This window comes from Roseburia sp. AF25-13LB (assembly GCF_003478915.1).
In the GTDB taxonomy this organism is placed as follows: Bacteria; Bacillota; Clostridia; order Lachnospirales; family Lachnospiraceae; genus Roseburia_C; species Roseburia_C amylophila.
Window position 1 is genome coordinate 1 of sequence record NZ_QUFO01000003.1, and the last position, 16,900, is coordinate 16,900.

Genomic DNA, 16,900 nt, shown 5'->3' on the forward strand with positions numbered 1-16,900 from the left:
CACGTACGGATCTGTGAGGGGCTAAGATTGAGAGGTCTTAGTCTACTCGACTGCCAACTTGCCCTTTGAGAGAGGAGAAATCCCTTTCCCAAAGGGCTTTTTCTATTTATACGGATATTCGCAAACTACAAGATAAAGCCAAAACTTCATATACTCTAAGCACAAGGAGGTTGAGGTTTGGCTATGAATAACAGTTTAGCAGAAGTACACCCGGAGCTTGTTTCGGAGTGGTCGGAAAAGAATTTACCGCTTACACCTGATGATATTAGCTTCGGCTCAAATAAAAAAGTATGGTGGAAAGGTGCTTGCGGTCACGAATGGGAAACAAGCGTAAAGGCTCGTTCTAATGGAGAAAAATGCCCGATATGCTCCGGTGCGAGAGTGATTGCAGGGATTAACGATTTGGCGACATTAAAGCCGCTACTGGAAAAGCAGTGGTCGGAAAAGAATAAGATAAAACCGACAGAAGTTTCTATTGGTTCTCATAAGAAAGTGATATGGAGATGTGAAAAAGGACACGAGTGGGAAGCTGCTGTTAAGAGCAGGACAATAAATAAAACTGGTTGCCCGTATTGCTCCCATAATAAAGTGTTGGCAGGATTTAATGACCTTGCAACACTTCTGCCGGATATAGCAGCCGAGTGGTCGGACAGAAATTATCCGACACTTCCAACGCAGGTTACGGTCTTTGCCAATCGTAAGGCGTGGTGGAAGTGTAAGGATTGCGGCAGAGAGTGGAACACCCTTATTTCTACCCGTTCCGGTGGGAGTAAATGCCCGTATTGCAGTGGGTACATATTCTCGAAAGGGTTTAACGATTTGCAGACAACCCACCCTGAAATTGCTTCGGAGTGGTCGGAGAAGAACTTGCCTTTGAAACCTGATGAAGTAAATGCAAAGTCGAGGAAAAACGTCTGGTGGAAGTGCAGAAAATGCGGTAATGAGTGGAAATCCGTTGTCAATGCCCGTGTGAAAGGGACGGTATGCCCCGTTTGTGCAGAGAGAGAAGTCCTTGCCGGATATAATGATTTGGCGACAACGGACAGTCAGCTTCTCAGTGAATGGGATTATGAACAGAATAAATTGAAGCCGACAGAGGTATCACGAACTTCAGCAAAGAGAGCGTGGTGGAAATGCAGGCACGGTCATTCATGGAGTATGAAGATAAATGAAAGGACGATATTGAATAAAGGCTGCCGAATTTGTGAGCAAGAATATTTATCTCTATTTCCTGCTTTGGCTGTCAGCTATTATTCTAATAAGAAAGGTTTGAAAGCAGAACTTGGTTCTGACCGATTGCTTGGAGTTCCGCTTGAAACATACATACCTTCAGAAAAGTTGGCTATTGAGTCAGGAAGTGCTGACGAGAATATAGAAATAATGAAAGCATATATGTGTGAGCAACGAGGAATAAGACTGATTAAACTGCCGATGAAAGGCACTGAACTGGATTATGCCGACAGCCTAAAAAGAGCTTTTCAGAACGTACATATATTTATTTCTTCTGATACAGAGGAAGATGTAGAGATAATCAAAAATACATTTGAAAGATGGAGGGACAGCCAATGAGAGAGAAAACCTATCATCTATACTTAAATGAAGAAGAACGAAGCCGAGTGATACAATCGCTCATTGAACTGAAGAACAATTTAGCAGCTCAGGGACGATACACCGATGCAGTAGATGATGTCCTCTGCAAAGTGCTTGAAGCAAAGAAAAAGAAATTGAAAATTGAATACATTTAGAACGTGTTTTGCCGTCTGTTTCCTAACCGGAGCAGGCGGCTTTTTTTATTTCAAAAAATTTTTCAAAAAAATTTTCGGAAAAGCGGCGATTTTGGGTGTGCATTTCATACCCCTTTGTCCAAATGAGTGAAGGGGTTCATTCCAGATAGCAAAAACGGAAGCCTTTTCGCTTGAAAATTGAATAAGTCATTCACTAAGACTTTATTTCTGATGATAGCCACTTTAGCAGGTACGCCGTGATTTCTGTATTTCAGAATAGCGAGAATTCCGGCTATGAGTATCAGGTTGCTCCTGATATGGCGATGACAGTCAGAATGATAATGATACTTCTCTACGGAGCTGGCGGAGTACCCGGCAGAGGTTAGAATCCTATGATACAGATAAGCAGTCTGTTCCTTAGTGACTTCCCATAAGCATTTTGCTTGGCAAGGGGTGTTGAGAACAAATATTGCTATGACCGATTAGGAAATGAGTCGGTCAGGTACATAGCCATAATGCGGTGGCTATGAATTTCAGAAAGGAGGGCAAAAAGAAGTGTCAAACTGCAAAACGATTTCCGTATGTAACCAGAAAGGCGGAGTCGGAAAGACTACCACAACAGTTAATCTCGGAGTCGGGCTTGCAATGCAGGGCAAGAAAGTATTGCTCATAGACGCAGACCCGCAGGGCGATTTAACGACTTGTCTTGGTTGGCAGGATACAGACGGTTTGGGTATCACGCTTGCAACAAAACTCACAGATGTAATCAATGAAACGATGACAGACCCTATGGTTGGTATCCTGCATCACGAAGAAGGTGTTGACCTTGTTCCGGCAAACCTTGAGCTTTCAGCAATGGAATTTAACCTTGTAAACGCAATGAGCAGAGAAACTACACTCAAGAATTATTTGTGTCAAGTGAAAAACAGATATGATTATGTAATTATAGACTGTATGCCTTCACTTGGTATGGTTACTCTCAATGCTTTATCGGCGGCAGACAGTGTTATCATTCCGGTTCAGGCTCAGTATTTGCCGGCAAAGGGTATGACACAGCTTGTGCAGACCATTTCAAAAGTAAAGAAGTATATCAATCCGGATATTAAGATAGACGGTATGCTGCTTACTTTGGTGGATAGCCGAACAAACCTTGCAAAGAGTACGGTGGAAGCACTCAGGGCGAATTTCGGTAATCAGATAAGAATGTATCGAACACAAATCCCGATTGCCGTAAAAGCCGCTGAAACTTCTTCCAAAGGCAAAAGCATTTATGCTTATGAGCCAAACAGCACAGTGTCTAAGGCATACGCTGAATTTACAAAGGAGGTGTTAGCTGATGGCAGGAAGAAAGAGCGACTTCACTCTCACGAAGCTCGATGATTTATTTACCACGCAGGCACAGAGAGATGAAGAACAGCTTTCAAAAATCCGAGATATTCCGTTAGAGCTGATTGATGATTTCCCAGACCATCCGTTTAAGGTCAGGGACGATGAAGATATGATGCAGCTTGTGGAGAGTGTCAAGGAAAGAGGGGTTATTACTCCGGCAACGGTAAGGCAGAAAGAGGACGGCAGATACGAACTTGTTTCAGGACACAGACGAAAGCGAGCTTGTGAACTGGCAGGATTTGAAACCTTGAGAAGTGAGATTGTAGACCTGAACAGAGATGAAGCGACCATTTTAATGGTTGAGAGTAATTTTCAGAGGTCAGAGATATTGCCGAGTGAAAAAGCCTTTGCGTATAAAATGCGTTTGGAAGCAATGAAAAGACAAGCAGGCAGACCAAGAAAAGAAAATGTGTCCCCAGTGGGGACGAATTTACGAACCGATGAACAAATTGCACAGGAAACAGGGGACAGCAGAAATCAGATACACCGATATGTGCGTCTGACAAACCTTGTTCCTGAACTGCTTGAATTTGTTGACGAGGGGCGTATTAAAATGCGTCCTGCCGTAGAGCTTTCCTATCTTGATGAAGATTGCCAGCGTGATGTGGTTGATGAAATCGACCTGAATGATGCTACCCCGTCACACGACCAGACAATCCGTATGCGAAAGTTATTCAACGAGGGCAACCTTACAACCGAAGCAATCCACGCTGTTATGTCTGAGGAAAAGCCGAACCAAAAGGAAAAAATCGTGTTGAGGGGTGACAGAGTAAGACAGCTTATCCCGAAAAACATTCCCGTCAGTCAGACGGAGGATTTTGTTTGCAAAGCATTGGAGCATTACAACAAGTTTTTGCGTAATCGTGCAGAACGTGACAGCAGATAGCCGGAGTTACAGTTCCCCTTTCTCACACTCTAACCCCTTAGTTATACTTCTACCTACCGAAAATGATATATATTATCTCACTTGAATATAAGTATCTCAAAGTATATGTCTATCTCTAAGGGGCAATCGCACAATATGAACGGACTGGAGGTGTATGGTAAAATGAAAAATTAACGAAAAATCCGCATTTGTTTTTCGGCAGGTAAATCTTGTCGTAAGAGAAAATCCACAAAGGCACATCGTAGAGATACGGTGTGTTTTTCAATTTTTACAGGAGGAAACGCAATGATAAAGTCAAAATTCAAAAGAGTCACGTCGCTTTTCTTGGCGACCCTTATGTGTGTGACCACTTTTGCAGGCATTGGCTCGACAACAGCATATGCTGCTTCGGGAGAAAAAGCCGATGTTTATATGGTCGATTTCCCTCGTGATGGCGATGCTAATTACGATGGGGTATGGGGACACAGCAATTTGACCTTGAAAAATGGTTGGCATACCGGACGTTCCAATTTTACCAATCTTAAGGCTATTGGCTCATACTCAGGCAATGTTGCTTATTGTATTGAGCCGGGAATTTCGCTCAAGGTCGGTCAGACAATGAATAAGTATGACGAAAATTATTTTAATAACCTTGCAGCCAATGGGGTTATTTCCGGAGATGAAATCCGTCTTTTCGTTGGTCGTATTTTACAGTATGGCTATCGTGGGACAATCTCGACTTCTTGGAGGTCACAGAATGAAGCGGCAGCAAACAGCATTGCACAGGCTTATGCTACACAGCTTCTTATCTGGGAAACTGTTATCGGAGAGCGTGATGCGAACTTCAATCATGTAGCAGCCAGTGGTTGCAGCAATGTGAAAGATGTCATCAATGTAAAGCATCCGCTTCGCAATAAGATTTTCAGTTATTACAACAGTATGGTGCAGAGTGTACAGAACCATGCGACCATACCAAGCTTTTGTAATAAATCATCCGGTTCGGCAAAGACAATAGAACTTGAGTGGAACGGAAGCAAGTACACAACTACTCTGACAGATTCCAATAATGTGCTGTCCAAATATAATTTCAAAGCAAGTATCAGTGGAGTGAGCTTTTCAGTGAATGGTAACAAACTTACGGTTTCTATGGATACTGCACCGAGTAAGGAATTTACCATTACCGCAACGAAGAAAAATGCAGTCCGCAGAGGTGTGGTTGTATGGTCAGAGGGTAAACACGGTCAGAATTCCAGTGTGCAGGATGTTGTCAGCTATGCTCAGGAAGTAAGCGACAGTATCAACGGTTATGTGAAAATGAAAGTCAGCTATGGTTCTTGTCAGATTGTAAAGACCAGTGAGGACGGCAAGGTTGACGGTATCAACTTCACGATTACCGGAAACGGTATCAATCAGACGGTTACAACAGCCAATGGCGGTAAATTCCAGATTGATAACCTTATGCCGGGTATCTATACCGTAACCGAGCAGGCATACGATAAGTACGAGCCGCAGGAAACACATAGAGTTACTGTTGTGGCAGGGCAGGTTGCAAAGGTCAATTTCAATAACAAATTGAAGCGTGGCGACCTTCAGGTAGTGAAGTCCTCAGAAGATAACCTTGTTGAAGGTGTGAAGTTCCATCTTTACGGTACTTCTCTTTCCGGTGATGCTGTTGACCAGTATGCAGTTACAGACAAAAACGGTGTGGCAACTTTCAAAGATGTGCTTATCAGTGGTTCTGAACCATATACCCTTGAAGAAGTAGACACGGCTATCCGTTATGTTGTGCCAAAAAATCAGACTGCACCAGTGAAGTGGAAAGAAGTAACCACAAGAAACTTCAACAATATTTTGAAGAAGTTTACTGTAACAGTAACAAAGAGCGACGCTGATAAAGGCGAAGCACAGGGCAATGCCAAACTTTCAGGAGCAGTTTACGGTATCTATAAGGGCGAAACTCTTGTAGATAAGTATGTTACTGATGAAAATGGTCAGTTCACTACTAAAGAATATGTTTGTGATACCGACTGGACAATCCGAGAAATTACACCATCAGAGGGATATTTGCTTGATAAGACTATCCATGAAGTAGGTGCAGACCCGAAACTTTATGAGGTAGAACACAACCTTACTTCCAATGATGTAACCGAGCAGGTAATCAAAGGCAATGTGGCTATCATTAAACACACTGATGATGGAGAAACAAAGATTGAAACTCCTGAAAAGGGTGCTTCCTTTGAGATTTATTTGAAATCTGCCGGAAGCTATGACGCAGCCAATAAAGACGAGAGAGATACCATTGTTTGCGATGAAAATGGCTTCGGTCAGACAAAAGATATGCCGTATGGTATTTATACCGTACACCAGACTTCTGGTTGGGAAGGCAGAGAGATGATGGACGATTTTGATGTGTTCATTTCACAGAACGCACAGACGTATCGTTATCTTATCAATAACCGTAACTTTGAGAGCTTTGTCAATGTAGTCAAGGTGGACGCAGAAAGCGGAAAGAGTATTCCGTATGCAGGAGCAGGATTTAAGATTTATGACCCGCAGGGCAATCAGGTCAAAATGACCTTTACTTATCCGACACCAACCACGATTGATGTGTTCTATACCGACGCAAATGGTTCTCTTGTAACACCTGAGAAACTGGATTATGGCAAGGGATATTCCATCGTAGAGGTACAAGCTCCATACGGGTATGTACTTGATGATACTCCGGTATATTTTGATATTACCGAAGAAAATTCCACAGAGGAAGGCGGCATAACTGTTGTGAAAGTCAATAAGCCGAATATGGCACAGAAAGGTACTGTTACGGTTGAAAAGACCGGAGAAGTATTTAGCGGTGTCAATGTAAGTGGTTCTGAGGACAGTGATGTTATTTATCAGCCTGTTTATGAAGTGGCAGGACTTGAGGGTGCAGTTTATGAAGTCCGTGCTGCGGAAGATATTAGTACACCGGACGGTACACTCCGCTATTCAAAGGGCGAAGTGGTAGATACTATCACAACAAGCTCCGATGGATTTGTTAAGAGCAAAGAACTTTATCTCGGAAAATACGAGGTCAAGGAAATTACCGCACCTGATGGAATGGTAATCAGTGGAGAAACACATACGGTTGAGCTTACTTATGCAGGGCAGAATATCTCTGTTACCGAAACTTCCACATCGTTCTATAACGAAAGACAGAAAGTGCAGGTAAGCCTTGCAAAAGTCATTGAAAAGGATAAGACATTTGGTATTGGCGACAACGGAGAAATCAAAAACATCAGCTTTGGTCTTTATGCCACAGAAGATATTGTATCTGCAAGCGGTACAGTTATTCCGGCTGATGGACTGATTGAGATTGTCAGCGTAAATGAAAATGGAACTGCTGTTATGAAGTCAGACCTTCCGTTTGGCAAATACTATGTCAAGGAGATTGCAACCGATGAGCATTATGTTCTCTCTGATACGAAATATCCGGTTGTGTTTGAATACGCAGGTCAGGATACTGCAACAGTTGAAATCAAAGTGAATGATGGAAAAGAAATCAAGAATGAACTTATCTATGGTTCTGTATCAGGTAAGAAGATTGACGAGAACGGAGAAGCACTTGAGGGTGCTGTTATCGGTATCTTCAAAGCCGAAGAAACAGAATTTACAAAGGATACGGCACTTATGACGACTACCTCTGCAAAAGACGGTAGTTTTTCTTTTGCAAAAGTTCCTTATGGCAAATGGATTGTAAGAGAAATCGAGCAGCCAAAGGGATTTGTTCTTGATGAAAAAGCGTATGAGGTCAATATCAGCAAAGCCGAGCAGGTAGTTGAAATTGAGATTGTCAATGAGTATGTTCACGGCAATATCAGACTCACGAAGATGGACGCTGAATATCCAGATAACAAACTTACGGGTGCAACCTTTGAGGTATATAAGGACACCAATGAGAACGGAAAGATTGATGATGGCGATGAACTTATCGGAAATCTTGAAGAAACCGAAACCGGAATTTATGAGATGAAAGAGCTGCTTTACGGAAAATATATTGTCCGTGAAACAAAAGCACCAGAGGGCTTCCTGCTTGATAAGGGAGAATACTCTGTTTTTATTGAGAAAGACGAAACAACTTATTCCGTTGAGAATAAGGCTGGTGTTGGATTTATCAATGAAGCTATGCGTGGAACACTGAAAATCGTCAAGACATCTTCAGATGGTAAGGTTAAAGGTTTTGCGTTCAGAGTAACCGGAGCAAACGGTTATGATATGACATTTGAAACAGATAAGAACGGCGAAATTGTGATTGATGGACTTCGTATTGGCGAATATACCGTATCCGAAGTGGCAAACAATGCCTCTGCCGCATATATCACACCTGCCGACCAGAATGTTACTATCAAACTTGATGAAACAGCCGTTGTAAAAATGCACAATGAGTTGAGGGATACTCCGAAAACAGGAGATGACACCAATATGAAACTTTGGTATGTCCTTGCCGGACTTTCTGCTGTCGGTATCGCCGTAACTTCTGTTGTTGCACACAAAAAGAAGAAAAAGGAGGGTAACGAGTAATGGAAGCAAAGACAATTATCGCTATCGCATTAGTCGCCGTTATTGTCGGCGGCTTTATCTTTCTTCAGGTTAAAAACCGTAAGAAGTAAGTAACAAGCGAACATTAACCACTCGGGGCAGAGCGTAAAAAACTCTGTCCCTTTAATTTTTGGAGGAACATTATGAAACAACAGAAAACGGTGGAGAGCCGAGTGCTTGAAATCTTAAAGGAATGCCCGATGTCGAGGTATGATGATATGCTTCTCATTCTGCATTATTACAATCGGTACGGATATATACCTGCCGGAAATCTTCCGCTTGAGGATATTGTATTTAATTACCGAGCATACGGACTTCCTTGTTTTGAAACCATACGCAGGGCAAGGCAGAGAGTACAGTCCCTTTTTCCTGAGTATTCACGTAATCCGCAGAAAGAAGAACAGAGCGGCAGTATTTCTATTGTAATCAACATTAGCTAAGGAGGTATTTTCGTGAAAGACAAAGCAACTTTTCAGAATAAGGTCAAGGTGCTGAATAAACTCTTTGACTCCGGTTGTGATACGGAGAAAAAGTTGCAGCAGCTTGATATGGAAGCAATCCTGAAAATCCCGAATATCACGATTCCTGATATGGGTGTGATTATGGAGCTTCAGAAGAATACAAAGTCCGGTAAACTCTTTTCGTATTTGGGCGGCGGTTCTGATGAAGCAACAAAAATGAGAGGTAAGGAAAATGAAGCAACAGGAGAATAGAGCAGAGCCGCAGGAAAAGCAAATTCGATTTATAGACAGTCATTACAATTTGAAATTCTATATTCCCGATGGAGGGAAAATCAGGATTACTTTTCGTGATGGACACACAGCAGACAGAGTGTGCAAGTATATTGATGACTACCATTTGTATGTCGGAAATTGCTGCTATCATATATGCGAGTTTGCTGAAAAAATGGAGCTTAGTGGAAGTAAAGTTGAACCTGTCAATCAATCCGAACCGTCAAAATACAAGACCAGAAACAGAGAAAAACAGCGATAAGGAGGTGCAAGAGTAATGGCACGAAAATATGACCTTATTTCTGAGCTTTACAACCGCACCTGCAAAACGGTTGTGTCAAATCCTCAGAACTGGCAGGCATTCTTGGCTTCGGCTTGCCGAAATTATAAGTTACGTTATGACGAACAGCTACTTGTATATGCACAGCGACCTGATGCAACAGCGGTTCTTGAGATAGAGCAGTGGAACAAAATTTTTGGCAGATGGGTCAACCGAGGTGCAAGAGGTATTGCTGTTTTTGCTGATGAAAACCGTTCACGGCAAAGACTGACACATTACTTTGATATTTCAGATACTCACGAAAGCAGATATTCAAGAACAGTCCCGATTTGGGATATGCGTCAGGAATACGAAGCTGATGTGATTGAAACATTGGAAAGCACTTTCGGAGAGATTGAGAATAAGAGCAGTCTTGCCGAAGCAATTATGGGAGCAGCAAGAAATGCGGCAGAGGATAATATCCCTGATTATCTGCAAGACCTTTACTATGCAACCGAGGGCAGTTCCTTTGAGGAAGTGGAAGAGGATATTGTGGCTTTCATTTATAAAAATGTCGTGACAAACAGTGTGGCATATATGATGATGTCAAGGCTCGGCGTTGATACGGACGGTTATTTTGAACTTGATGATTTCAGAGATGTTACCAACTTCAATACGCAGGAAACACTCAATGCACTTGGATTTGCTACCAGTGATATTGCAGAAATGGGATTGACGGAAATATCTAAAACAATTACTGCACTCAACCGTCAAAATCGCATAATTGTCGGTCAGGACAGAAATGAATACAATAAGGTTGAAAATAACGACGAAAGGAGTTTGGACAATGAACGAACTGACCTACACGATGGTGGGCGATTACAGCCTTCCGAACCTGAAACTTCCACAGCAGCCAGAAGTGACGTTGGGCAGATACGCTCAGATGAGGAGAGAGTTTCTGAAGGAACATCACAGAGTCCTTTACTACAATCTCCTGACGAGGGGCGAACTGACACAGCACTTGGCGGAAGTGGAACAGAGAGCCAGCAAGATGGAGGAAACAATTCTGAGCCAGATGGCACAGAAAGAGGGAGTGACCGAACAGATGAAAGCGGAGGATATGATGAAATGGGTTCGTCTGATGAACTCCCTTCGCAATTCGGCACAGGAAATCGTGAAAGCGGAAGTGATATTCGCTTAGAGTATTACGACAGAACGCACGAGGATAAAAGCCTTCCGTTCTTTGGACGTGATGAAGTAATCAATGAAATTCTCAGAACGACACCACATTTGTCAGCAAGTCTGGAAGAAATCAAAGATTATTATGAACGCAATCCAGATAACAAAGACCGCACAGAGTATATAAAGAGTATTTTCAATAATGATTATACTGAGCTTACTTTAGAGGACGGCAGGACAGTAGGGTACAAGACCTTTGAAAACGTCCTGCATTTGTGGGAGGGCAAATACGACAGCAGAACCGCACAGAGCTTTTATGATTGGGCTGTTATTGCCCGACACTTTGAAGCTATGCGATTACTGGGAGAATTAAGTGACAGCATAAAACCATTACCGTCAATGGACGGTCAGATGACATTCATATTAGACGGTCGGGCAGAGGAAAAGAAAACCTCTGCCTTTACTTTTTCTCAGGAGATTATCGACGCTATTCTTGCGAATGGAAGCGGATTTTCTGAGGGAAAAATGCGTATTTATGAGCAGTTTGAAAAAAGTCTTTCTGCAAAAGAAAATGCCGACTTCTTGAAAAATGAATATGGTTGGGGCGGTTTTTATCCCGTCATAATCGGGGCAGGCATTGATGAGAGCCACGATGGAAAAGGTATTACGATTACGAAAGGTATCGGTAAAGAAAATCCACATATCACGCTTTCGTGGTCGCAGGTGGAGAAACGTATCGGGGAACTTATCCGAATGGACAGATACTTAAATCCAAAGGAAAAAGAACGCTATCCTCAGTGGCTTGAAAGTCAAGAGGAACGCAGAGCCAAAATCGAGGAAACGAAAAGAAACCGAGAGATACTCTCTAATGCACCGCCGGAGCAGGAGGTCGAACCAGCCGAAAAAGAACCTGAAGAAGCAGAACAGCTACAAGATGTGCAGTATGAATATCATCTTGGCGATAAGGTGTATATCGGTGCTTCTGAGTACGAAATCTTATCTGTTGATGATGAGAGAGTAATGCTCTATGACTATGATGTGCCACTGTTCAATAAGGAATTTTCACGCACAGAGTTTGACAGAAAAGTGCGAGAGAATCCGATGAATGAGCATTTGATTGTAAAGGAAGAACCTGCCGAAGAAAGAAATGAAACGGAAGAAGTTCAGACCAATATGGGCAGTATGCCGATAGAGGATTATCGAGAGATAGTAGCTTCGCAGTCAGGTTTTGACAGCTATGATGAGATGTATAAGCAGGGGTATCGCATAGGAAACGGTTATGATAAAGAGCCTGAGCCGGTAGTTCCCGCTTGGGAGCAGAAGAAAAAGGTCAAAGGCTTTGACCTGCACCCTGATGTGCCTATGGCAGACCGTCATACCTTTAATCTCAGAGAAAATGAGGTTGAAACGGTTGGTAAAAAGGAACGCTTCCGCAGAAATATTATGGCAATACAGCTTCTCAAAAAATGTCAGGAAGAAAACAGATTTGCCACGCCTGAAGAACAGATTGTTTTATCAAAGTATGTCGGTTGGGGTGGACTTTCAGAAGCCTTTGATGAAAATAATTCAGCGTGGGCAACGGAATATCTGGAACTTTCTTCGGTATTAACACCGGAGGAATATGCTTCAGCAAGAGAAAGCACATTGACTGCGTTCTACACGCCGCCCGAAGTAATCACAGCTATTTATAAGGCAATGGAGCAGATGGGATTTAAGGAGGGCAACTTGTTAGAACCGTCCTGCGGTATCGGTAATTTCATCGGTATGCTGCCGGACACAATGCAGGACAGTAAGATTTACGGTGTGGAACTTGATAGGATTTCCGCAGGGATTGCACAGCAGCTTTATCAGAAAACAACCATTGCGGCACAAGGATTTGAAGAAACCAATTTGCCGGACAGCTTTTTTGATGGAGTGGTTGGTAATGTGCCTTTTGGAGATTTTAAGGTATCGGATAAAAGATATGACAAGTATAAGTTCCTGATACACGATTACTTTTTTGCAAAGTCCCTTGATAAGTTAAGACCCGGCGGTGTGATGGCTCTTGTAACGAGCAAAGGCACAATGGATAAGGAAACTTTAGCAGTACGAAAGTATATTGCACAGAGAGCAGAGCTTCTTGGAGCAATTCGATTGCCGAATAATACCTTTAAGGGTAATGCAGGAACGGAAGTCGTTTCGGATATTCTTATCCTGCAAAAGCGTGACAGACTGATAGATATTGAGCCGGATTGGGTTCATCTTGATACCGATGAGAACGGAATTAAGATGAACTCTTATTTTGTGCAGCACCCCGAAATGATACTTGGAGAAATGAAAATGGTATCGGGGCGTTTCGGTATGGAAGCAACTTGTGTACCGTATGAAAATGCAGACCTTGCAGCACAGCTTGATGAAGCAGTCGCAAATATTCACGGGGAAATCACGGAATATGAAGCCGAGGAAGAACTGGAGGAGGAAGATAATTCTATTCCGGCAGACCCGACAGTGAGAAACTTTTCCTATACGGTGGTGGACGGTAAAATCTACTATCGTGAAAATTCCCGTATGACTCCGGTGGAGGTATCGGCAACCGCAGAGAACCGAATTAAGGGTATGATTGCTATTAGAAATTCCGTCAGAACGCTGATTGAATTGCAGACAGAAGATTACCCTGACAGCGAAATCAAAGCGGAGCAGGAGAGATTAAACAGACTTTATGATACCTTTTCAGGTAAGTACGGACTCATTAACAGCCGTGCAAATACTTCTGCTTTTTCGCAGGACAGTTCATTCTCTCTGCTTTCCGCATTGGAGATAATCGGAGAGGACGGAGAACTGGAACGTAAGGCTGATATGTTTTCTAAAAGGACAATTAAGCCGCATACTCCGGTTACTTCTGTTGATACGGCAAGCGAAGCGTTGGCGGTATCGCTTGGAGAAAAAGCCACGATTGATATGGACTATATGATGGAGCTTTCCGGTAAATCGGAGAATGAAATCTTTGAGGATTTGAAGGGTGTTATCTTCCTAAATCCGCTTTATGAGTATGGAAACTCTTACGAACCGAAGTATCTGATGGCTGATGAATATCTTTCGGGTAATGTCAGGGAGAAGCTGAGGATTACAAAGAACTCGGCAGAACTCTATCCGGAAGATTATAAGGTCAATGTGGAAGCACTTCAAAAGGTGCAGCCGAAAGACCTGACTGCAAGTGAAATTTCCGTACGACTTGGTGCAACTTGGCTGCCGCCGGACGATGTGCAGGAGTTTATCTTTCATTTGCTTGAAACACCACGATATGCACAGTGGAATATCAAAGTTCACTTCTCTCCTTTTACGAGTGAGTGGAACATTGAGGGTAAATCTTACGACAAAGGAAATGTAAGGGCATATAACACTTACGGAACTTCCCGCATCAATGCCTATAAGATTATCGAGGAAACGCTGAACTTAAAAGATGTGCGTATCTTTGATTATATCGAAGATGATGAGGGTAGGAAAAAGGCTGTCCTGAATAAAAAGGAAACTGCGATTGCTCAGTCGAAGCAGGAAATGATTAAGCAGGAATTTCAGGACTGGATATGGTCTGACCCTGAACGAAGGGAAAGGCTTTGCAAGTTCTATAATGAGAAGTTCAACAGCGTCAGACCCCGTGAGTATGATGGAAGCCATATTATTTTCAATGGTATGAACCCTGAAATCGAACTCAGGGAACATCAGAAAAATGCAGTTGCCCACATCCTTTACGGAGGAAATACGCTTCTTGCACACGCAGTCGGAGCAGGAAAAACTTTTGAAATGGTAGCGGCAGCACAGGAGTCGAAAAGGCTTGGGCTTTGTAACAAGTCACTGTTTGTTGTACCAAATCACTTGACCGAACAATGGGCGGCAGAGTATTTGCAGCTCTATCCGGCGGCGAATATCCTTGTTGCCACGAAGAAAGATTTTGAAACCAAGAACCGTAAAAAGTTCTGCGGCAGGATTGCAACCGGAGATTATGACGCAGTTATCATCGGGCATTCACAGTTTGAAAAAATCCCGATGTCCATTGAAAGACAGAGGGCAATCTTAGAACAGCAGCTTGAGGAGATAACTGGAGGAATTGCAGAACTCAAGCGAAACCGAGGGGAAAACTTCTCCATAAAACAGCTTGAAAAGTCAAAAAAATCCATCAAGCAGAAACTTGATAAACTCAATGACCAGACGAAAAAAGATGATGTTGTAACCTTTGAGGAACTTGGTGTAGACAGGCTTTTTGTTGATGAAAGCCATTATTACAAGAACCTTTATCTTTATACAAAAATGCGTAATGTGGGAGGTATCGCACAGACGGAAGCACAGAAATCTTCCGACCTCTTTATGAAGTGTCGTTACCTTGACGAGATTACCGGAGGACGAGGAACCGTATTTGCAACGGGTACACCTATCTCAAACAGTATGGTGGAACTCTATACGATACAGCGATATTTGCAGTACAACACGCTTGTGAAAAATGGGTTGCAGCACTTTGATGCCTGGGCTTCCACTTTCGGAGAAACCATTACGGCAGTGGAACTTACACCGGAAGGAACGGGATACAGAGCAAAGACAAGGTTCGCAAAATTCTATAACCTGCCTGAACTAATGGCGATGTTCAAGGAGATAGCGGACATTAAAACAGCAGATATGTTGAACCTGCCAGTACCGGAAGCAAAGTACCATAACATTGCAGTAAAGCCGTCGGAAATACAGAAGGAAATGGTTGCTTCCCTTGCAGAGAGAGCCGAGCAGGTGCGTGGCGGCGGTGTGGATTCAAGCGTAGATAATATGCTGAAAATCACGAATGATGGAAGAAAACTGGCTCTTGACCAGCGTATGCTAAATGATATGCTGCCTGATTTTGAGGGCAGTAAAATCAATGCCTGCGTCGATAACATCTATCGGATATGGAAAGAAAATGCCGACAAGAAATCGGCACAGCTTGTGTTCTGTGACCTTTCCACGCCGAAGAATGACGGAACATTTTCCGTCTATAACGACATTAGGAAAAAGCTGATTGAGAGAGGTATTCCTGAAAGTGAAGTAAAATTTATACACGAAGCCGACACGGATATGAAGAAAAAAGAACTGTTCCAAAAGACCCGCAAGGGAGAAGTCAGGGTGCTTCTTGGCTCTACTCAGAAGATGGGAGCAGGAACGAATGTGCAAGACAAACTTATCGCACTTCACGATGTGGATTGTCCGTGGCGACCTTCAGATTTGGAGCAGCGTTCCGGTAGAATTGTCCGTCAGGGCAATGAAAATCCGCAGGTAGATATTTACCGCTATGTAACAGAGCAGACCTTTGATGCATACCTCTATCAGCTTGTGGAAGGTAAGCAGAAGTTCGCAAGTCAGATTATGACGAGCAAATCTCCGGTCAGGTCGGCAGAGGATATTGATGAAACCGCACTGTCCTATGCAGAGATAAAAATGCTTGCAACAGGTAATCCATATATCAAAGAAAAGATGGACTTAGACATTCAGGTGCAGAAGCTAAAGATGTTAAAATCCAATTTCTTATCGGAGAAATACGGACTGGAGGATAAGGTCATCAAGTTCTACCCACAACAGATTGCTTACTTGAAATCCCGTGTAGAGGGACTTACAAAAGATGTTGAAACAGCAAAATTACACCCGAAACCGATAGACGAGCAGCCGCTTGGAATGATGGTATCGGGTGTTTCTTATTCCGAAAAAGCCGAAGCAGGTCAGGCAATCATCAATGCCTGCAAGTCAATGAACAGTCCCGATGCGATACCACTTGGCGAGTACCGTGGCTTTCAAATGGAACTGTATTTTGATACGGTGCAGCGTAATTATGTTGTGAAACTGAAAGGCGAAACGAGCAGAGATATACCGCTTGGCGACGATGCTCACGGTAATATCGTGAGAATAGATAACGGCATTGAACGCTTCGAAGAAACACTTGCTGATACGAAAAACAGTCTTGAAAATACGGAAAAGCAGTTTGAAACAGCGAAGCAGGAAATCGAAAAGCCGTTTGCAAAGGAGGAAGAATTGAGGGCAAAAACTGCCCGACTTGATGAGCTGAATATCCTGCTCAATATGGATAAAAAAGAAAATGAGATTGTCGGCGGAGAGCCTGATGAGGGCGAAGCAGTCGGCGGCAGAAAGGAGAAATCGTATGAGAGATAAACAGGAAGGCGGTGGTCGA

10 protein-coding genes are annotated in these 16,900 nt (G+C 43.0%); all 10 read left to right on the forward strand.

All coding sequences use genetic code 11. From position 1 onward, the window contains the following. The first annotated feature begins 183 nt into the window (after positions 1-183). Positions 184-1,569 (forward strand): zinc-ribbon domain-containing protein, encoded by a 1,386-nt coding sequence (locus tag DWY37_RS05190; RefSeq protein WP_118541748.1) that lies wholly within the window; start codon positions 184-186, stop codon positions 1,567-1,569. Beyond that, a complete protein-coding gene (locus DWY37_RS05195; RefSeq protein ID WP_002594660.1) occupies positions 1,566-1,745 on the forward strand; it encodes a hypothetical protein in 180 nt (59 codons plus the stop codon). Before DWY37_RS05190 ends, DWY37_RS05195 begins: the two co-directional genes overlap by 4 nt. Positions 1,746-1,981: 236 nt before the next feature. Further along, positions 1,982-2,110, forward strand: coding sequence for a hypothetical protein (locus DWY37_RS16265; protein WP_255601781.1), 129 nt, complete (start codon positions 1,982-1,984; stop codon positions 2,108-2,110). Between the two features lie 169 nt (positions 2,111-2,279). Further along, positions 2,280-3,104, forward strand: a complete 825-nt coding sequence (locus DWY37_RS05200) for a ParA family protein (RefSeq protein ID WP_066517816.1) — start codon at positions 2,280-2,282, stop codon at positions 3,102-3,104. Further along, positions 3,061-3,999 carry a ParB/RepB/Spo0J family partition protein gene (locus DWY37_RS05205; RefSeq protein ID WP_008789316.1) on the forward strand — a complete coding sequence of 313 codons (939 nt, stop codon included), beginning with the start codon at positions 3,061-3,063 and terminating at the stop codon, positions 3,997-3,999. The genes DWY37_RS05200 and DWY37_RS05205 overlap by 44 nt, the downstream gene beginning before the upstream one ends. A gap of 285 nt (positions 4,000-4,284) precedes the next feature. Continuing rightward, positions 4,285-8,535, forward strand: coding sequence for a SpaA isopeptide-forming pilin-related protein (locus DWY37_RS05210; protein WP_118541746.1), 4,251 nt, complete (start codon positions 4,285-4,287; stop codon positions 8,533-8,535). A gap of 161 nt (positions 8,536-8,696) precedes the next feature. Then, positions 8,697-8,993 (forward strand): hypothetical protein, encoded by a 297-nt coding sequence (locus DWY37_RS05215; protein ID WP_055062735.1) that lies wholly within the window; start codon positions 8,697-8,699, stop codon positions 8,991-8,993. A gap of 12 nt (positions 8,994-9,005) precedes the next feature. Further along, positions 9,006-9,266 carry a hypothetical protein gene (locus DWY37_RS05220; protein WP_023920501.1) on the forward strand — a complete coding sequence of 87 codons (261 nt, stop codon included), beginning with the start codon at positions 9,006-9,008 and terminating at the stop codon, positions 9,264-9,266. Further along, positions 9,247-9,546, forward strand: a complete 300-nt coding sequence (locus DWY37_RS15705; protein WP_147403580.1) for a hypothetical protein — start codon at positions 9,247-9,249, stop codon at positions 9,544-9,546. The genes DWY37_RS05220 and DWY37_RS15705 overlap by 20 nt, the downstream gene beginning before the upstream one ends. 15 nt (positions 9,547-9,561) lie before the next feature. Beyond that, positions 9,562-16,881 carry an N-6 DNA methylase gene (locus tag DWY37_RS16460; RefSeq protein WP_118541742.1) on the forward strand — a complete coding sequence of 2,440 codons (7,320 nt, stop codon included), beginning with the start codon at positions 9,562-9,564 and terminating at the stop codon, positions 16,879-16,881. Positions 16,882-16,900 lie beyond the last annotated feature (19 nt).

Coding starts and splice junctions, on each gene's coding strand:
- DWY37_RS05190 (WP_118541748.1), top strand. CDS start 184: ATGAATAACAGTTTAGCAGAAGTACACCCGGAGCTTGTTTCGGAGTGG.
- DWY37_RS05195 (WP_002594660.1), top strand. CDS start 1,566: ATGAGAGAGAAAACCTATCATCTATACTTAAATGAAGAAGAACGAAGC.
- DWY37_RS05205 (WP_008789316.1), top strand. CDS start 3,061: ATGGCAGGAAGAAAGAGCGACTTCACTCTCACGAAGCTCGATGATTTA.
- DWY37_RS05210 (WP_118541746.1), top strand. CDS start 4,285: ATGATAAAGTCAAAATTCAAAAGAGTCACGTCGCTTTTCTTGGCGACC.
- DWY37_RS05215 (WP_055062735.1), top strand. CDS start 8,697: ATGAAACAACAGAAAACGGTGGAGAGCCGAGTGCTTGAAATCTTAAAG.
- DWY37_RS15705 (WP_147403580.1), top strand. CDS start 9,247: ATGAAGCAACAGGAGAATAGAGCAGAGCCGCAGGAAAAGCAAATTCGA.
- DWY37_RS16460 (WP_118541742.1), top strand. CDS start 9,562: ATGGCACGAAAATATGACCTTATTTCTGAGCTTTACAACCGCACCTGC.